Genomic DNA, 17820 nt, shown 5'->3' with positions numbered 1-17820 from the left:
ATACAAATCTATGCATGCAAAGCGTCAACAGGTTAACGGTCAGATAACAGTCACGCCACAATAAAAAAGGGATAATAAGAATTTTATGCCAGCCGCCAAACATTATCAGTAAATGCAATCCCACCTGCTGGAAGTGGTGATTACGGCGGTGACAGATAAAGAAAAGGCCGAACAATGTCGGCCTGATTCTGTTGCGGTATCCGCTTACTGCACGTTGCGTACTTCGACGCGCAGTTCTTTGGGTACTTCAAACACGATGTTCTCTTCGCGACCAATCAGCTCAATCGCTGCTTCGCCACCCAGTTCACGCAAACGCTGAATCACTTGCTGCACCAGGATGTCGGGCGCAGATGCACCTGCCGTCACGCCGATAATCTGCTTGTCTTTAACCCACTCTTCCTGAATGTCATCTGCTGAATCAATCAGCTTCGCCAATTTACCCGCACGCTGTGCCAGTTCGGCCAAACGGTTAGAGTTAGAAGAGTTTTTAGAGCCTACCACCAACACCACTTCGGCATCACGCGCCAGAACACGCACGGCTTCCTGGCGGTTAGTGGTGGCGTAACAGATATCATCTTTGCGCGGGCCGATAATCGCCGGGAAGCGTTGGCGCAGCGCATCGATCACGTCCGATGTATCGTCAACCGACAACGTTGTCTGTGTCATAAAGCACAGGTTGCGTTCATCTTTTACGGTCAGCTTGAACACATCTTCCGGTGACTCTACCAGGTACATGCCGCCATTGGGGTTGTTGTACTGCCCCATGGTGCCTTCCACTTCAGGGTGTCCGGCATGACCAATCAGAATGGCTTCCACACCTTTACGGCTGGCGCGCGCCACTTCCATATGTACCTTGGTCACAAGCGGACAAGTGGCATCGAACAGCATAGTAAGATTGCGCGCCTTGGCTTCCGCACGCACCGCCTGTGAAACACCGTGCGCCGAGAAGATCAGAATGGCATTGTCCGGCACTTCACTGATCTCTTCGATAAAGATCGCTCCGCGATCGCGCAGGCTGCTCACCACGTAGCGGTTGTGGACGACTTCATGGCGCACGTAGATTGGCGCGCCGTACATCTCCAGCGCGCGCTCCACGATACTGATGGCGCGATCAACACCGGCACAAAAACCACGAGGGTTAGCTAACAGGATTTGCATCGCTTCCCTCCAGCACCGGGTCAATCTCCAGCACTTCAATTTCAAACTGAATGCGCTGACCGGCCAATGGATGGTTGAAATCAACGGTGATAGAGTCACCAGAAATTTCACGGATCACACCCGGCATTTCGCTGCCACCTCTGCCGCTGAACAGCATGATGGAACCGACTTCAGGCTCGCCAGCGTCTTTAAAGTCACGGCGCGAAAAGTACTGAACCAGGTCCGGACTGGTGCCACCAAAGGCATCTTCCGGTGCCAGGGTAAAGGCGTGCTTATCGCCGACTTTACGCCCTAACAGTTCCTGTTCCAATGCACCAGACAGGCTGCCATCTCCCAGACGGAACAGCGCTGGTTTGCCGTTGGCGCGTGTGGATTCCGCTGTTGAGCCATCTTCCAGCTTCAGCGTGAAATGCACCAGCAACGCGCTCTCGCGCTGTACGGAGTCGGTCATCTGTTACCCTTTCTCTTTTACCTGTTTATCTTTCGGGGTGAGAAAACCTTCTAATACCACCAGTGCCGCGCCGATGCAGATTCCGCAGTCAGCGATGTTAAAGGTGGCGAAGTGCCAGTCTCCGACATAGAAGTCGATGAAATCGACCACGAAGCCGTGATAAGCACGATCAAACAGGTTACCCAGTGCCCCGCCGATAATCAGCGCATAAGCAATATTGGTTAATTTGTTACTGGCGCGGTTGCGATACATCATCACCACCAGCGCCACAACGATAGCAATCGCAATGCCGGCAAAGAACCAGCGCTGCCAACCACCTTTATCCGCTAAGAAGCTGAACGCCGCGCCATAGTTGTGCGCGTAGAACAGGTTCAGGAACGGCATCAGTGGCTGGGTTTCGTGCAGCATCATGTTATTCATGATCCACTGCTTGCTGGCGAAATCGATCACGATCACCACCAGCACCAGCCACAACCAACGTAATCCAGTCGAGCAGAGTTTACTCATTAGGCAAATTTCCGCACTTCACCGTTACCGGCTACGTTGGTGTAACAACGACCACAAACCGCAGCATGCTCCGGATTCTGGCCAACGTCGGTAGTGTAATGCCAGCAGCGCGGACATTTCTCGCCTTCTGCTTTATGCAGCGCAATTTTCAGACCTTTCAGTACTTCGCTCTGCTGTGCTTCATCGCTGGCAGTGGCGTAATCAGCCACGCTCGCGCCTGAAGTCAGCAGCACAAAGCGCAGTTCATCGCCCAGCGCCTGCAGTTTAGCCGCCAGTTCAGCATCGGCGTACAGCGTCACATTCGCTTCCAGTGCGCCGCCGATACGTTTGTCGCTACGCGCCTGCTCGATCACTTTGTTGACTTCGCCGCGTACTTTCAGCAACTCATCCCAGTAAGCATCGTTCAGGGCTTCGTTATCTGCCAAACCAAACAGGCCTTCATACCACTCCTCAGTGAACACGTACTTAGCACGTTCACCCGGCAGGTAACCCCAGATTTCGTCGGCAGTGAAGGACATGATTGGCGCCATCCAGCGCACCAGCGCCTCAACGATGTGCCACAGCGCGGTCTGGCAGCTGCGACGCGCCAGGCTGTCACCTTTGGCTGTGTACTGACGATCTTTGATCACATCGAGATAGAACGAGCCCATTTCGATGGAGCAGAAGTGCATCAGACGCTGTACCACTTCATGGAAATCATAGTTCTCGTAAGACTGGACGATGTCTTGCTGTGCAGCCAGCGCACGGCCAACCGCCCAGCGATCGACTACCACCATCTCTTCAGGCTTCACGCAATCCGTCGCCGGGTTGAAGCCTGCGAGGTTAGCCAGCAGGAAACGCGCTGTGTTACGGATACGACGATAGCTGTCCGCTGCACGTTTCAGAATTTCATCGGACACCGCCATTTCACCGGAATAGTCGGTTGACGCGACCCACAGACGCAAGATATCCGCGCCCAGTTTGTCCATCACGTCTTGCGGTGCCACGGTGTTGCCGATGGATTTCGACATCTTACGGCCCTGACCATCCACGGTGAAACCGTGCGTCAGTACCTGACGGTAAGGCGCTTTGCCTTTCATCGCCGTCGAGATCATCAGCGAAGACATGAACCAGCCGCGATGCTGATCTGAACCTTCCAGATACATATCCGGTGTATGGCCGCCAAACTCCTGACGCGCATCCACCACGGAATAGCTGGTTGATCCTGAATCGAACCACACATCCAGCGTGTCCGGCACTTTGACGTAGTTGTCAGCGTCATCGCCCATCAGATCGCGCGGATCGAGATCCCACCATGCCTGAATGCCATCCTGCTCAACACACTTCGCGACTTTCTCCATCAGCTCCAGCGTATCCGGATGCAGCTGCTCGGTCTCTTTGTGCACGAACAGCGCCATTGGCACGCCCCACGTACGCTGACGCGAGATACACCAGTCTGGACGGTTCGCTACCATCGCTTCGATACGCGCCTGACCCCAGTCCGGGATCCACTGCACGCCTTTGATCTCTTTCAGCGACTGCGCACGCAGACCTTTCTGATCCATGCTGATAAACCACTGCGGGGTAGCACGGAAGATGATAGGGGTCTTGTGACGCCAGCAGTGCGGATAGCTGTGCAGCAGTTTTTCAACGTGCAGCAGGGCGCCCTTCTCTTTCAGCAGCTCAACGATCATGTCGTTGGCTTTAAACACGTTCACGCCGTCCAGCGTTGGATAAGTGCCTGGCAGGTATGCGCCATCTGGACCGACAGGGTTAGCGGTTTCCAGACCGTATTTCTGACCGATCACATAGTCATCCGGACCATGACCTGGTGCGGTATGTACGGCACCGGTACCGGCTTCCAGCGTTACGTGCTCACCCAACACGACTTTGGATTGGATCTGCTCAAGGAACGGATGCTGGAACAGTTGCAGCTCAAGTGCCGCACCGTTGCATTCGCCCAGCACGGTCCACTCGCTGATGCCCGCGCGCTTCATCACGCTCTCGACCATCTCTTTAGCGAGGATCAGGCTGCGGCCTTCGATTTGCAGCAACTGATATTCGAATTCTGGATGCAGTGAGATGCCGCGGTTGGCAGGCATGGTCCACGGGGTGGTGGTCCAGATAACCAGTGAAATCGGGCCTTCAGAGTGGGCAACACCAAACTTGGCGCGCACAGTATCGACATCGACAGCGTTAAACATCACGTCGATGGAAGGGGAAGTTTTGTCGTAGTACTCGACTTCCGCTTCAGCCAGGGCTGAACGGCAGTCCATACACCAGTGCACTGGCTTCGCGCCTTTGTGCAGATGGCCGTTGCCGATGATTTTACTCAGCGCACGGATAATGTTGGCTTCGGTTTTGAAGTCCATGGTCAGGTACGGACGATCCCAGTCGCCCAGCACGCCTAGACGGATGAAGTCTTTCTTCTGACCTTCAACCTGCTCGGCTGCATAGTTGCGGCAGGCGGCGCGGAATTCTGCGGCGCTCACTTTCTCGCCTGGCTTACCGATCATCTGCTCAACTTTATGCTCAATCGGTAAACCGTGGCAGTCCCAACCAGGAACATACGGCGAGTCATAGCCCGCCATGCCTTTCGACTTAACGATAATGTCTTTCAGAATCTTGTTAACGGAGTGACCAATATGAATGCTGCCGTTCGCATAAGGAGGGCCATCATGCAAAATAAAGGTTTTTTTCCCTTTTTTGGCTTCGCGGATGATGCCGTACAGGTTGTCATCAGTCCAACGTTGCAGCATTCCCGGTTCGCGTTTGGCCAGATCGCCACGCATCGGGAACCCCGTTTCCGGCAAATTCAGGGTAGATTTATAGTCACTCATCAGATTCTCGGTTCCGTATTTCGGTCATTAAGCCGGTGCGTTAAGCCCAAAGAATTGGCGGGCCGTCACCACATCTTTCGCAATTTGTTCTTTCAGCGCGTCCAGCGAAGCGAAACGCTGTTCGTCGCGAATCTTCTGTTTCAACACCACTTCAATGTGATGGCCATAAAGATTCATATGTGTGTCAAGCAGGTGAACTTCAAGCTGCTGACGCAGACCTTTTACCGTCGGACGTGTACCAATGTTAGCCACGCCGGCGATGGACTTGTCGCCAAGGCCTAAAACTTCAACCGCAAACACCCCTTTCACCGGCGTTACTGTGCGGCGTAAGGGAATGTTGGCGGTAGGAAAACCAATGGTCCGCCCCAGTGCATCACCGTGCACGACGCGGCCTGAAATGCTGAATGGATGGCCCAGCAGCGCTTCCGCCTGCGCAAAATCATCCTGTGCCAGTGCCTGACGTACCGCCGTGCTGCTGATACGTGCACCGCCATCGCAGTAAGTCTGAGTGCTGATGACGTCGAAGCCATACTCAACACCGGCTTTCTGTAATAACAGGAAATCCCCCTGGCGACCAGCGCCAAAGCGGAAATCATCCCCTACCGCGAGGAACTTCACGTTGAGCTTATCGACCAGCAGTTCGGCGATAAAACTTTGTGCGGAGTGCGCCGCAAAACGGCGATCAAAGCGGACACAGAGCACGGCATCAACGCCCGCCTGCTCTAGATACTTCAGCTTCTCGCGCAAACGCGTCAGGCGCGCCGGTGCTTTGTCACCGGCAAACAATTCAAGTGGTTGCGGCTCAAAGAGCATCACCACCACCGGCAGGTTGCGTTGACGTCCTTCAGCAATTAACTCCGCCATCAAGGCCTGGTGGCCGCGATGTACGCCGTCGAAATTGCCAATGGTCAGGACGCAGCCGCGATGCTGCTCTTTCAGATTATAAATACCGCGGATAAACTTCATGGCTGACTCAAACCGGTGGAAATCGGCGGATTATACCCTTGAATGGCCTTCAGGTTAACCCGTCTGCGTGCCTTTCCTGCTTATGGTGCAGCTTAAAGCACACGCAACCCCTTGCTCAGGCAGGTAATGAAGATTTTTAGTGCGAAATACTGTATTCAGCGACGTGTTGCTGGTAGAATCCTGCGCCATCAATTACGTAATCAAGCGCCGTTGCTAAAACGACGCTTATTTGCACAAATCCATTGACAAAAGAAGGCGCAAAAGGCATAGTCCTCGGCCTTTGATTTGTCCATATAGATCACATTTGGGAGTTGGACCTTGGCTAATATCAAATCAGCTAAGAAACGCGCCGTAACATCTGAGAAACGTCGCAAGCATAACGCAAGCAACCGTTCAATGATGCGTACTTTCATCAAGAAAGTATACGCGGCTATCGCAACAGGCGACAAAGCTGCTGCGCAGAACGCATTCAACGAAATGCAACCAATCGTGGACCGTCAGGCTGCTAAAGGTCTGATCCACAAAAACAAAGCTGCACGCCATAAAGCAAACTTGGCTGCTCAGATCACCAAACTGGCTTAATCGCCTGTTAGGTTTTCGCTTTGTCGAAAGAACCGGCGCTTAGCCGGTTTTTTTATGCCTGCAATTCAGGGGCTGCGCGTAAAGCTGTTTTCACAGGCGCATCATCGGGCATCCTACTAAACCTTGTAGGCCGCCATTACCCTTAATGGCGGCCAAAGATTATCCAGCAGCGCTCCATTGCTTTAGCGCAACTTCACCCTTAACAGGGTATAGCCAATCACCGCTGACAGTAGCGATCCACTCAGAATCCCCAGTTTCGAGAACGTCACCAGTTGCTCATGCGCCGCATCGAAGGCCAGAGAGCTGATAAATATCGACATGGTGAATCCAATGCCACACAGCACGCCTATCGCCATGATATCGCGTATTGTGGTGCCACTCGGTAATACTGCCAGCCGCCACTTCACGGCCAGCCAGCAAAATAGCGTGATACCCAAAGGCTTACCAATTAGCAGCCCCAGAATGATGCCCAGCGGCTCTGGCGATAGCACATCGCCAAAGGTAATACCGCTTAGGGAGATACCGGCGTTAGCAAAGGCAAACAGCGGCAGGATCAGCCAGTTCACCCACGGCATCAGACCATGTGCCAGATGCTCGGCCGGTGAGTGCCCTTCCTTCTCTTCTAACGGTACAAAGAAGCCAACTACCACCCCCGCCAGCGTGGCATGCACGCCAGATTTCAACACCGCCGTCCATAATACGATGCCCACCAGCATATAAACGGCAATGTTACGCACGCCGCAGCGATTCAGAATTGCCAGTAAGACAATTGCCCCCGCTGCCACACTGAGTGACAACACGGAAAGATCGCTGGTGTAAAACAGCGCGATAATCACAATAGCGCCGAGATCATCAATAATCGCCAGCGCCATCAAAAATACCTTCAACGCCGTTGGCACCCGGCTGCCCAGCAGTGCTAACACGCCAAGCGCAAAGGCAATGTCAGTGGCCGTTGGAATCGCCCAGCCATTACGTGCAATCGGATCGCCATGGTTGAAGAACAGGAAAATCAATGCGGGTGCTACCATGCCACCCAGCGCAGCAATCACCGGGAAAATGGCACGATCACGACTGGCAAGCTCACCCGTGATCAATTCACGCTTCACTTCCAAGCCAATCACCAGGAAAAACAGCGCCATCATGGCATCGTTAATCCACAGCAGCAGGTTTTTGCTGATATCCAGCGCACCAAAGCGAATCTGTACCGGTTCGGCCAAGAAAGATTGGTAGCCGCCAGCAGTAGACGGGTTGTTGGCGAGAATCATCGCAGCGACCGCTGCCAGAATTAGCACGATACCGGTGCTGGCATCGCTCTCAATGAAGCTTTTCAGTAAGCTTCGAATACTACGGGGTTTGTTCACAACTCCTCCTGAGTAGGGACATGTCGCCCGGTAGTTTAGCGGCGGAACCATCTCGTTTAAAGCTCAAAAGCCGAGCAAGAATATGAATAAACCTATATCTGCGCAATTTATTGCGATTCTGTTAATAATGGGCAATGAATCATGCTGCTTCCGCTGCGAGCAGGCATAAAAAAAGCGGAGAGTCTCCTCTCCGCTTTCCTGTTAACAACTGACTGAATTAACGCGTCAAATCGTCAAAGAACTTTTTCACGCCGTCAAAGAAGCTTTTAGAGCGCGGGCTGTTTTTCTCACCGCTCGGGCCACCAAAACTCTCTTCCAACTCACGTAACAGCGCTTTCTGCTTGTCGTTCAAGCTGACAGGGGTTTCCACCACCACACGGCACAGCAAATCGCCGACCGCGCCGCCACGTACTGATTTCACACCTTTACCGCGCATGCGGAACAGTTTGCCTGTTTGGGTCTCAGACGGCACTTTCAACTTCACACGGCCATCAAGGGTCGGCACTTCAATCTCGCCACCCAATGCCGCCATGGCAAAGTTAATCGGCACTTCGCAGTACAAGTTGTTATCTTCACGCTCAAAGATCGGGTGTTTCTTCACCGATACCTGAACGTACAAATCGCCTGCTGGAGCGCCGTGCTCTCCCGCTTCGCCTTCACCGCTCAGACGGATACGGTCACCGGTATCAACGCCTGCTGGAATTTTCACTGACAGCGTTTTGCTGCGCTCGACACGACCATGGCCATGACAGGCGTTGCAAGGATCTTTGATCACTGAGCCACGACCGTGACAGGTTGGACATGCCTGTTGTACGGTGAAGAAGCCTTGGCGCATCTGCACCTGGCCCTGTCCGTGACAGGTCGAACACGTCTGCGGCTTGGTTCCCGCTTTCGCGCCGCTGCCGTGGCAGACATCGCACTCTTCCAGCGTTGGAATGCGGATCTCTTTGGTCACGCCGCGTACCGCTTCTTCCAGCGACAGCTCCATGTTGTAGCGTAAATCGGCACCACGGGAAGCACGCTGACGGCGGCCACCACCAAAAATATCGCCAAATACGTCGCCAAAGATATCACTGAAATCCGCACCGCCGCCGCCAAAGCCGCCGCCACCGCCCATACCACCTTGTTCAAAGGCTGCATGACCGTATTGGTCGTAAGCCGCGCGTTTTTGCGCATCGGTCAGAATTTCGTAAGCTTCTTTAACTTCTTTGAATTTTGCTTCGGCTTCTTTGTTGTCCGGATTACGGTCCGGATGGTATTTCATCGCCAGGCGCTTATAGGCCTTTTTGATTTCACGCTCATCTGCGGATTTAGAGACGCCTAAGATCTCGTATAAATCACTCTTAGCCATATTTGTTCTGCCCTTAACATGATCGCACGGGCGTGGAGAGATCTCCTACGCCCGTGCTGGTTTCAACGACTGTCAGGCCAGCCGTCGCGCCCGGTCAGGGGCAATTATTTTTTGTCTTTAACTTCTTCGAATTCAGCGTCGACAACATCGTCATCTTTCTTCGCTGAAGCGTCGCCAGCGTCTGCTGCGCCCGCCTGGCCTTGCTGCTGTGCCAGTTCCATCAGTTTGCTTGAAACTTCCATCAACGCCTGCATTTTGGCTTCGATTTCCGCTTTGTCTTCGCCTTTCAGCGCAATGTTCAGCTCAGTCAGTGCAGATTCGATCGGTGCTTTGTCTTCAGCAGACAGTTTGTCACCGGCTTCGTCCAACTGCTTACGGGTGCTGTGAGAAATCTGGTCACCCTGGTTGCGCGTCTGTACCAGCTCTTCGAACTTACGGTCAGACTCGGCGTTGGCTTCTGCGTCACGCACCATTTTTTCGATCTCTTCTTCGTTCAGACCTGAAGAAGCTTTGATGGTGATCTTCTGCTCTTTACCGCTGTTTTTGTCTTTCGCAGACACGTGCAGGATACCATCGGCATCGATATCGAAGGTCACTTCGATCTGCGGCATACCGCGCGGTGCAGACTGGATACCATCGAGGTTGAACTGGCCCAGAGATTTGTTATCACCTGAACGCTTACGCTCACCCTGCAGCACGTGGATGGTCACGGCAGACTGATTATCTTCAGCGGTCGAGAACACCTGGCTGTGCTTGGTTGGGATGGTGGTGTTCTTGCTGATCAGCGAAGTCATCACGCCACCCATGGTTTCGATACCCAGCGACAGCGGAGTCACGTCCAGCAGCAGAACGTCTTTTACTTCACCCGCCAACACGCCGCCCTGAACCGCAGCACCAACAGCAACCGCTTCATCCGGGTTCACGTCTTTACGTGGCTCTTTACCGAAGAACTCGGTCACTTTGGCCTGAACCATTGGCATACGAGTCTGACCACCGACGAGGATCACGTCGTTAATGTCAGAAACAGACAGGCCAGCGTCCTGCAGTGCAACTTTCAGTGGCTCGATAGAACGGGTCACCAGATCTTCAACCAGTGATTCCAGTTTCGCACGAGTCACTTTGATGTTCAGGTGCTTAGGACCGGTCGCGTCCGCCGTGATGTATGGCAGGTTAACGTCGGTCTGCTGTGCAGAAGACAGCTCAATTTTAGCTTTCTCAGCGGCTTCTTTCAGGCGCTGCATGGCCAGTGGATCGTTGTGCAGATCGATGCCCTGGTCTTTCTTGAACTCAGCAACTAAGTAGTTGATCAGACGGCTATCGAAGTCTTCACCACCCAGGTGGGTATCACCGTTGGTTGCCAGCACTTCGAAGGTTTTCTCGCCATCAACTTCATCGATTTCGATGATAGAGATATCGAAAGTACCACCACCCAGGTCATATACCGCGATAGTGCGGTTGCCCTGACCTTTGTCCAGACCGTAAGCCAGTGCCGCTGCGGTAGGTTCGTTGATGATACGTTTTACGTCCAGACCCGCGATACGGCCGGCATCTTTGGTCGCCTGACGCTGCGCATCGTTGAAGTAAGCTGGAACGGTGATAACCGCTTCGGTTACTGCTTCACCGAGGAAATCTTCCGCGGTTTTCTTCATCTTTTTCAGCACTTCTGCAGAGATCTGCGGTGGTGCCATTTTCTGGCCTTTTACGTCCAGCCATGCATCACCGTTATCAGCGCCGGTGATTTTGTACGGCATGATTTTGATATCACGCTGCACTTCTTCGTCCTGGAAACGACGGCCAATCAGGCGTTTGATCGCGAACAGGGTGTTCTGCGGGTTAGTCACCGCCTGACGTTTAGCCGGCTGACCGACCAGAGTTTCGCCATCTTGTGTATATGCAATGATTGACGGTGTGGTGCGATCGCCTTCGGCGTTTTCAAGCACACGTGCTTTACCACCATCCATAACCGCAACACATGAGTTGGTTGTACCCAAGTCAATACCAATAATCTTACCCATCTAAACGTCTCCCACTTAAATTCTTTGTCAATTAGCGTTGTTAGCAGATGTGCGGCCAAGCTGGCCTTTTTCAACTGCAGTGACAGGCTTTTTTTACTGCCTGACATCACTCGATGACAACTAAATGGGGCCGCTTCAGAGCGCATCAAGGGTTAAAACTAAAATAATTTTAAAAAAATGCGGAAATGAAAAAGGCGCTTACGCGCCTTTGATTAAACATTCACTTGATTCAGTATGGATTCGTACTGCTTTTCACTCTGCAACCAGAGTCCAACCAGCAGGCCAATCAGCGCCAACGCCAGCACATACCACGCTGGGGCCATCGGCGTCAGCTGCATCATTAACGTCACGCTGATGGGCGTCAGGCCACCGAAAATCGCATAGGCCACATTGTAAGAGAAGGAAATACCGGTGAAGCGCACCGCCGCCGGGAACGCTTTGACCATCACAAACGGCACCACGCCCACTACCCCAACGCTCAATCCCGCCAGTCCATACCAGACAAACAGCATCTCTGGTGAACCACCCAATTGATGGAAGAAGTTCCAGCTGAAAATGGCCAGCAGCAAAGAACCGCCCATCAGCGTACGTGCCGCACCAAGTCGATCCACCAGCCAGCCAGCGACGACGCAGCCGATCAGCAACATAATGGTGGCGACGCTATTCGCCTGCAGGCTCAATGCCGCTGGAATGCCATGCTGTTTTTGCATCAGCGTGGGGGCCATCAGGATCACCACCACAATGCAGGCCGAGAGCAACCAGGTCAGCAGCATCGAAATCACAATGCCACGCTTATGGCTGGCAAGGATGGTTTGCAGCGGCAGCTTGTCAGACAGTGCTTTACGCTGTTGCATCTGCTTAAACACCGGCGTTTCATGTAACCAGCGGCGCAGATACATTGCCAGCAAGCCGAATAGCCCACCGAGGAAGAATGGAATACGCCAGCCGTGATCGCGAATCGCAGCCGGTGAAAGTGTGGTGTTTAGCACTGTCGCCACCAGCGAGCCGAGTAAAATCCCGGCAGTTAACCCGGCAGTCAGCGTGCCACAGGCAAAGCCGATGCGTTTTTCCGGCACATGTTCCGCCACGAAGACCCACGCACCCGGCACCTCTCCACCAATGGCAGCGCCCTGCAGCACACGCATCAGCAGCATTAATATTGGTGCCGCGATACCAATGCTGGCGTAGGTCGGCAGTGCGCCCATCGCCAGTGTCGGCAGCGCCATCAGTAGAATGCTAAGGCTGAACATCTTCTTGCGCCCGACTTTGTCACCAAAGTGCGCCATGATGATGCCGCCCAGTGGACGCGCCAGATAACCGGCGGCGAAGATGGCAAAAGTTTGCACCTGACGCAGCCACTCTGGGATATCTGGCGGGAAGAATAACTCGCCGATGACAGCAGCAAAGAAAACAAAAATAATGAAATCGTAGAATTCCAGCGCCCCGCCAAGGGCAGCCAGCGACAGAGTTTTATAATCCTGTCCGTTAAGTCGACGCGTTGTGTGTGCATCCATAATCGTGCGGTATCCAGAGGCAAAGTCAGAATAGTTGTAAAGCTGGAGTTACTATACCGTCAATATTTCGCCACACCAGTACCGCTAGATTTTATCCGTGAAAAGAATGATTTTCAGAGGTTTGTCTCACGACGGGCGCTTTTCGGGCGAAATGCTGCTACCACCTCGGGATTGGTTTCCACATAAGGCCCTTCCAGTAGCTGTAAACAATAGGGTACAGCGGCAAAAATACCCGGCACTTTAACTGCGCCATCTTCTGCTTTCAGCCCTTCCAGCGTCTCTTGGATGGATTTAGGTTGGCCTGGCAGATTGAGAATCAGCGACTGTTTGCGGATCACCCCCACCTGACGCGAAAGGATCGCCGTTGGCACAAATTGCAGACTGATTTGGCGCATCTGTTCGCCAAAGCCCGGCATTTCACGATCCGCGACCGCTAAAGTGGCATCGGGTGTGACGTCGCGACGCGCTGGGCCGGTGCCGCCGGTGGTCAACACCAGGTTACAGAACAGCTCATCGACCAGCTCACAGATGGCCTGCTCAATCATCGGCTGCTCATCGGGCACCAAGCGGGTTTCGATTTCAAACGGTGTGGTGAGCGCGGCGGCGAGCCAGCTTTCCAGTGCCGGAATGCCCTGATCTTGATAGATGCCGTTAGCAGCACGATCGGAAACGGAAATTAATCCAATACGCAAAGTATCCATTGAGTTATCGCTGTGGTTGACCGCAAGGCGGCAAATTAAGGGGGATGCAAAGAGGATAATACAAAGCGGAGTCGAGGGAAAAGCGTAAAACCGTGGCGACAGCTGCCGCCACGGTCAATCACCTTACAGCAGTTCGGCGATCATCTTCTCAAGTTTGCCCTGATCGATGGCAAAATTGCGGATACCTTCAGCCAGTTTGGTCACGGCCATAGGGTCCTGGTTGTGCTGCCAGAAGAACTCAGCTTCGGTCATTTTCGCAGGACGCGCTTTCACTTCACCGGTGTAGCTCAGCTTACGCTCAACCGCACCTTCGCTTTCAGCCAGCTCTTTCAGCAGGTTTGGAGAGATGGTCAGACGGTCACAACCAGCCAGCTCAATGATTTCGCCGACGTTACGGAAGCTCGCACCCATTACTACAGTTTCATAACCGTGCTGTTTGTAATAATTGTAGATTTCCGCCACAGACACCACGCCTGGATCTTCGTGTGCCGCGTACTCTTTCTTATCGGTGTTCTGCTTGTACCAGTCGAGGATACGGCCCACGAATGGCGAGATCAGGAACACGCCCGCTTCAGCACAAGCACGTGCCTGCGCGAAGGAGAACAGCAGAGTCAGGTTACAGTTGATGCCTTCTTTTTCCAGCTGCTCAGCAGCACGGATACCCTGCCAGGTTGAAGCCAGTTTGATCAGAATACGGTCGTTGCTGATGCCCGCATCGTTGTACAGTTTGATCAGGCTACGTGCCTTAGCGATGCTCGCTTCGGTGTCGTAAGAGAGACGTGCGTCAACTTCGGTGGAGATGCGGCCTGGGATCAGTTTCAGAATTTCCAGACCAATGTTGACGGCCAGCTTGTCAGAAACCAGTGCCAGCTGCTCTTCTTTGTTGCTGCTCTGCTGACGTGCCCATGTAATGGCTTCGTCAATCAGTTTGCGGTATTCAGGGATTTGAGCGGCGTTGAGGATCAAAGAAGGGTTGGTGGTCGCATCTTGCGGCTGGTAAAGCTTCATGGCCGCGATATCACCGGTGTCGGCGACCACAGTAGTCAGCTGACGCAAGGAAGTAAGTTTGTCCGTCATGGTTCTCTTTCTCTTAGGTTGACTGTCAGGGTGTAAAAGGCTGTTGCGATAATATCACGCACGAGTCCGTGCGCAACATCACGAAGTGCCCCATTACGATAGCGTCAACAAATGGGAGCGATTTGCCGATCCGCACAGCTTTTTTGCTACACTCGTCGCAGCTTAATTCCCACTATTCCCCTGTAAACAGGCGGGTCAACAAGGACAAACACGATGCTGATGGTTATCTCGCCAGCGAAGACACTGGATTTTGAAAGCCCGCTGGCGACACAGCGCTTTACGCAGTCAACTCTGTTAGAAAAGTCACAACAGCTTATCGATGTTGCGCGCGATCTCTCACCGGCGCAGATTGGTTCGCTGATGAGCATTAGCGACAAACTTGCCCACCTGAACGCTGAGCGTTTTAACCAATGGCAGCCGCCCTTCACGCTGGATAATGCACGTCAGGCGATTCTGGCCTTTAAAGGCGATGTTTATACCGGCTTACAGGCCGAAACCTTCAGTGAAGCGGATTTCGATTTTGCCCAACAGCACCTGCGCATGCTGTCAGGTTTATACGGCGTGCTGCGTCCGCTGGATTTGATGCAGCCTTACCGTCTGGAAATGGGCATCAAGCTGACCAATCCAGCGGCGAAAGATCTTTACGGTTTCTGGGGCGATTTACTGACGCAGAAGCTGAATGAGGCGATGGCCGAGCAAGGCGATGAGGTACTGATCAACCTCGCGTCCGATGAGTACTTCAAAGCGATTAAGCCGAAGCAGCTGAACGGTGAGTTGATCAAGCCAGTATTCCTCGATGAAAAGAACGGCAAATTTAAGGTGATCAGTTTCTATGCTAAGAAAGCGCGGGGATTAATGAGTCGCTATGTGATTCAGAACCGCCTAAGCAAGCCAGAGCAACTGAAACAGTTTGATGTGGATGGCTACTTCTTTGCGGCTGACGAGAGCAAGGGTAACGAGTTGGTGTTTAAGCGCCGCGAGCAATAAGGTTAACGAAATCTGTAGCTGCGCGATCCATCGCGCTTCTGCCTTAGCAAAACGCGCGATAAATCGCACCGCCACATGAGAGCATTGGCTGGAGATGCCAGCCAATCTATTTTTATTTCAGCAAAAACTTACGCAGTTCAGCAAAATCGGCTTTCTGATTGTGCGACAACAGCGGCAGCTCAGCGCGCTCTGCCAGTTCTGGTGGCAGCGGCAGTTCCTGACCCAGAATCTCATCCACGCTCTCTTTGAACTTGGCAGGATGCGCGGTGCCAAGGAACAGGCCATATTCGCCTTCCTGCAAGTTATCGCGCAGCAGACGGTAAGCAATCGCCGCATGCGGCTCTGAAATGTAGCCAATCTCTGCCAGCTCGCGCATGGTAGATTTAGTGGTTTCATCCGATACCGCACCGTAAGCCAGATCGGTCAGGCGCCAGGTTTTGCGGCGGAACAACTCTTCTACGCGCGGCCAGTTGTTTGGCTGGCTAACATCCATCGCATTCGACAAGGTTGCCACAGTGGCATTTGGCTGCCATTCGCCGTTGCCCAAGAAACGTGGCACGGTGTCGTTGGCGTTAGTTGCCGCAATGAAACGCTTGATCGGCAAACCGAGTGATTTAGCCAGTAAACCTGCGGTCAGGTCGCCGAAGTTACCGCTTGGTACGGAAACCACCAACTGGTTACGCTTCTCTTGCGGCAGTTGCGCTACCGCTTCGAAGTAGTAGCAAATCTGCGCCAGTAAACGGCTGATGTTGATCGAGTTAGCCGAGTTCAGGCCAATCGCCTTCTTCAGCTCTTCATCATCAAACGCCTGCTTCACCAGTGCCTGGCAGGCGTCGAAGTCGCCTTCCACCGCGATGGTTTCAATGTTGCCGCCCAGCGTACAGAACAGCTTTTCCTGCAACGGGCTGATTTTGCCCTGCGGATACAGAATCACCACACGCACGTTTTCCATGCCGTAGAAGGCATGCGCCACAGCGGCACCGGTGTCGCCTGAGGTTGCGGTCAGAATGGTGATTTGCTCATCAGCACCCGAAACATAAGAGAGCATCTGCGCCATAAAACGGCCGCCGAAGTCTTTGAACGCCAGCGTTGGGCCGTGGAATAGTTCAAGACACGCCACATCGTCACTGACTTTCGCCACTGGCGCTGGGAAGGCAAAGGCGTTTTTCACGCGCTCAGCCAGCTGGTGCGCGGCAATCTCATCGCCAATGTAAGCAGAGAGAATTTTGCTGCTGCGGCTGACGAAATCCATCTCCAGCATCGCATCGATGTCGGTCAGTTCAAATTCCGGCAGTTCGAGCGGGAAGAACAGCCCTTGCTGCGAGCCGAGGCCCTGTTTAACGGCCTGAGCAAAACTAACCTGCTCGTTGTGATCCTTAAGGTTGTAGAGTTTCATGCGTTATCCCAAGTTACGTGCGCCAGCCGTATCAAGACGGCAGATATGGACGAAGCCTTCATCGTTCTGCAGATAGTGCTGGCTCAGCCAGTCTGCCATCCGCTGTGCCGTTGCCATCTCGTTGCAAACGGCGAAAAGTGTCGGACCGGAGCCCGAAATACCACAAGCCAACGCGCCGATATCGGCAGCCGCCTGGCGCGCTTCGGCGAAGCCCGGCAGCAGCTTGGTGCGGTAAGGTTCTGCAATCACGTCCTGCATCAGTTTAGCTGCCAGCAGCGGCTGACGGGTATGGCAGGCGTGAATAAAGCCCGCTAACAGGCGACCATGTTTGATGGCATCCTCTTTGCGGTACTGCGCAGGCAGAATCGCGCGTGCTTCAGCAGTTGAGACTTTAATGCCTGGGTAGGCCATCACCCACAGCCAGTCGTCAAAGCACGGCACATCCTGTGAGATGATACCGTTCTCTTCAATCATCAGCTGTACACCGCCGAGGAAGCAAGGCGCAACGTTGTCATAGTGCACGCTGCCAGAGATTCGCCCTTCCAGCTCGCCCATCAGTGCCAGCAGTTCAGTATCATTTAAGGGCTTGCCGCAGAACTCGTTCATCGCCATCAAACCCGCGACCACTGAACAGGCGCTGGAACCCAAGCCTGAACCAATCGGCATGTTCTTTTCCAGCGTCATAGCGACAGGCACTTCTTTACCAATCGCCTGGCAGAAACGTTCCCAGCACTGATAAACAATGTTCTCTTGCGGATTGGTCGGCAGCTTGCTGACGAAGCGCCCGGTATTCACCAGGCTGAAGCTGTCTGCCGCTTCCACGGATACGCAGTCACCCAGCAGGGTGCCATCCACCGGCGAAACCGCCGCGCCCAGCACATCAAAGCCGACGCTGACGTTACCAATCGAGGCCGGTGCATAAATTTTTACCATCA

At 53.5% G+C, this 17820-nt stretch carries 15 protein-coding genes; 2 read left to right on the top strand and 13 right to left on the bottom strand.

What is annotated here, in order from left to right:
* Positions 1-204: 204 nt before the first annotated feature.
* The 5 genes from ispH to ribF are packed head-to-tail and all read right to left on the bottom strand — an operon-like array spanning position 205 to position 5901.
* Positions 205-1158, bottom strand: coding sequence for a 4-hydroxy-3-methylbut-2-enyl diphosphate reductase (ispH, locus tag HA51_RS07220; RefSeq protein WP_084933867.1), 954 nt, complete (start codon positions 1156-1158; stop codon positions 205-207).
* Complete coding sequence (fkpB, locus tag HA51_RS07215; RefSeq protein ID WP_084933864.1) at positions 1139-1609, bottom strand: FKBP-type peptidyl-prolyl cis-trans isomerase; 471 nt, start codon at positions 1607-1609, stop codon at positions 1139-1141. Before fkpB ends, ispH begins: the two co-directional genes overlap by 20 nt.
* A 3-nt stretch (positions 1610-1612) precedes the next feature.
* Positions 1613-2116 (bottom strand): signal peptidase II, encoded by a 504-nt coding sequence (gene lspA, locus HA51_RS07210; protein WP_084933862.1) that lies wholly within the window; start codon positions 2114-2116, stop codon positions 1613-1615.
* Positions 2116-4935, bottom strand: a complete 2820-nt coding sequence (gene ileS / locus HA51_RS07205; RefSeq protein ID WP_084933858.1) for an isoleucine--tRNA ligase — start codon at positions 4933-4935, stop codon at positions 2116-2118. Before ileS ends, lspA begins: the two co-directional genes overlap by 1 nt.
* A 27-nt stretch (positions 4936-4962) precedes the next feature.
* Positions 4963-5901: a bifunctional riboflavin kinase/FAD synthetase gene (gene ribF, locus HA51_RS07200; RefSeq protein ID WP_084933855.1), complete on the bottom strand. Its 939-nt coding sequence runs from the start codon at positions 5899-5901 to the stop codon at positions 4963-4965.
* A 318-nt stretch (positions 5902-6219) separates the two neighbouring features.
* Here ribF and rpsT point away from each other — a divergent pair, with 318 nt between their 5' ends.
* The gene (rpsT, locus tag HA51_RS07195) at positions 6220-6483 is read left to right on the top strand and encodes a 30S ribosomal protein S20 (protein WP_034826107.1); all 264 of its coding nucleotides are present in this window, start codon (positions 6220-6222) and stop codon (positions 6481-6483) included.
* Between the two features lie 182 nt (positions 6484-6665).
* Here rpsT and nhaA read toward each other — a convergent pair whose 3' ends face one another.
* From nhaA to tal, 6 genes are all read right to left on the bottom strand, one after another.
* Positions 6666-7844: a Na+/H+ antiporter NhaA gene (gene nhaA, locus HA51_RS07190; protein WP_084933848.1), complete on the bottom strand. Its 1179-nt coding sequence runs from the start codon at positions 7842-7844 to the stop codon at positions 6666-6668.
* Positions 7845-8061: 217 nt separating this feature from the next.
* On the bottom strand, positions 8062-9195 hold the full coding sequence (dnaJ, locus tag HA51_RS07185; RefSeq protein WP_084933843.1) for a molecular chaperone DnaJ: 1134 nt from the start codon (positions 9193-9195) through the stop codon (positions 8062-8064).
* Positions 9196-9299: 104 nt separating this feature from the next.
* Complete coding sequence (dnaK, locus tag HA51_RS07180; RefSeq protein ID WP_084933838.1) at positions 9300-11210, bottom strand: molecular chaperone DnaK; 1911 nt, start codon at positions 11208-11210, stop codon at positions 9300-9302.
* Positions 11211-11422: 212 nt separating this feature from the next.
* Positions 11423-12724, bottom strand: a complete 1302-nt coding sequence (locus tag HA51_RS07175) for an MFS transporter (protein WP_084933834.1) — start codon at positions 12722-12724, stop codon at positions 11423-11425.
* Between the two features lie 113 nt (positions 12725-12837).
* Positions 12838-13425 carry a molybdopterin adenylyltransferase gene (gene mog, locus HA51_RS07170; RefSeq protein ID WP_084933828.1) on the bottom strand — a complete coding sequence of 196 codons (588 nt, stop codon included), beginning with the start codon at positions 13423-13425 and terminating at the stop codon, positions 12838-12840.
* Positions 13426-13548: 123 nt separating this feature from the next.
* Positions 13549-14502: a transaldolase gene (tal, locus tag HA51_RS07165; protein WP_084933821.1), complete on the bottom strand. Its 954-nt coding sequence runs from the start codon at positions 14500-14502 to the stop codon at positions 13549-13551.
* Positions 14503-14715: 213 nt separating this feature from the next.
* Between tal and yaaA the strand changes: the two genes are divergently transcribed.
* A complete protein-coding gene (gene yaaA / locus HA51_RS07160; protein WP_084933816.1) occupies positions 14716-15489 on the top strand; it encodes a peroxide stress protein YaaA in 774 nt (257 codons plus the stop codon).
* A gap of 112 nt (positions 15490-15601) precedes the next feature.
* Here the strand turns inward: yaaA and thrC are convergent, their stop codons facing one another.
* Both thrC and thrB read right to left on the bottom strand, forming a co-directional pair.
* Positions 15602-16885: a threonine synthase gene (gene thrC / locus HA51_RS07155; RefSeq protein WP_084933811.1), complete on the bottom strand. Its 1284-nt coding sequence runs from the start codon at positions 16883-16885 to the stop codon at positions 15602-15604.
* Between the two features lie 3 nt (positions 16886-16888).
* Entirely contained in the window at positions 16889-17818 is a 930-nt protein-coding gene (gene thrB, locus HA51_RS07150) for a homoserine kinase (protein ID WP_084933930.1), read from the bottom strand.
* Positions 17819-17820: the final 2 nt, after the last annotated feature.

Source organism: Pantoea rwandensis, from assembly GCF_002095475.1.
Classification (GTDB): Bacteria; Pseudomonadota; Gammaproteobacteria; order Enterobacterales; family Enterobacteriaceae; genus Pantoea; species Pantoea rwandensis.
The sequence above is the reverse complement of the archived record's forward strand: the minus strand, read 5'-3'. Positions and strand labels throughout refer to the sequence as shown.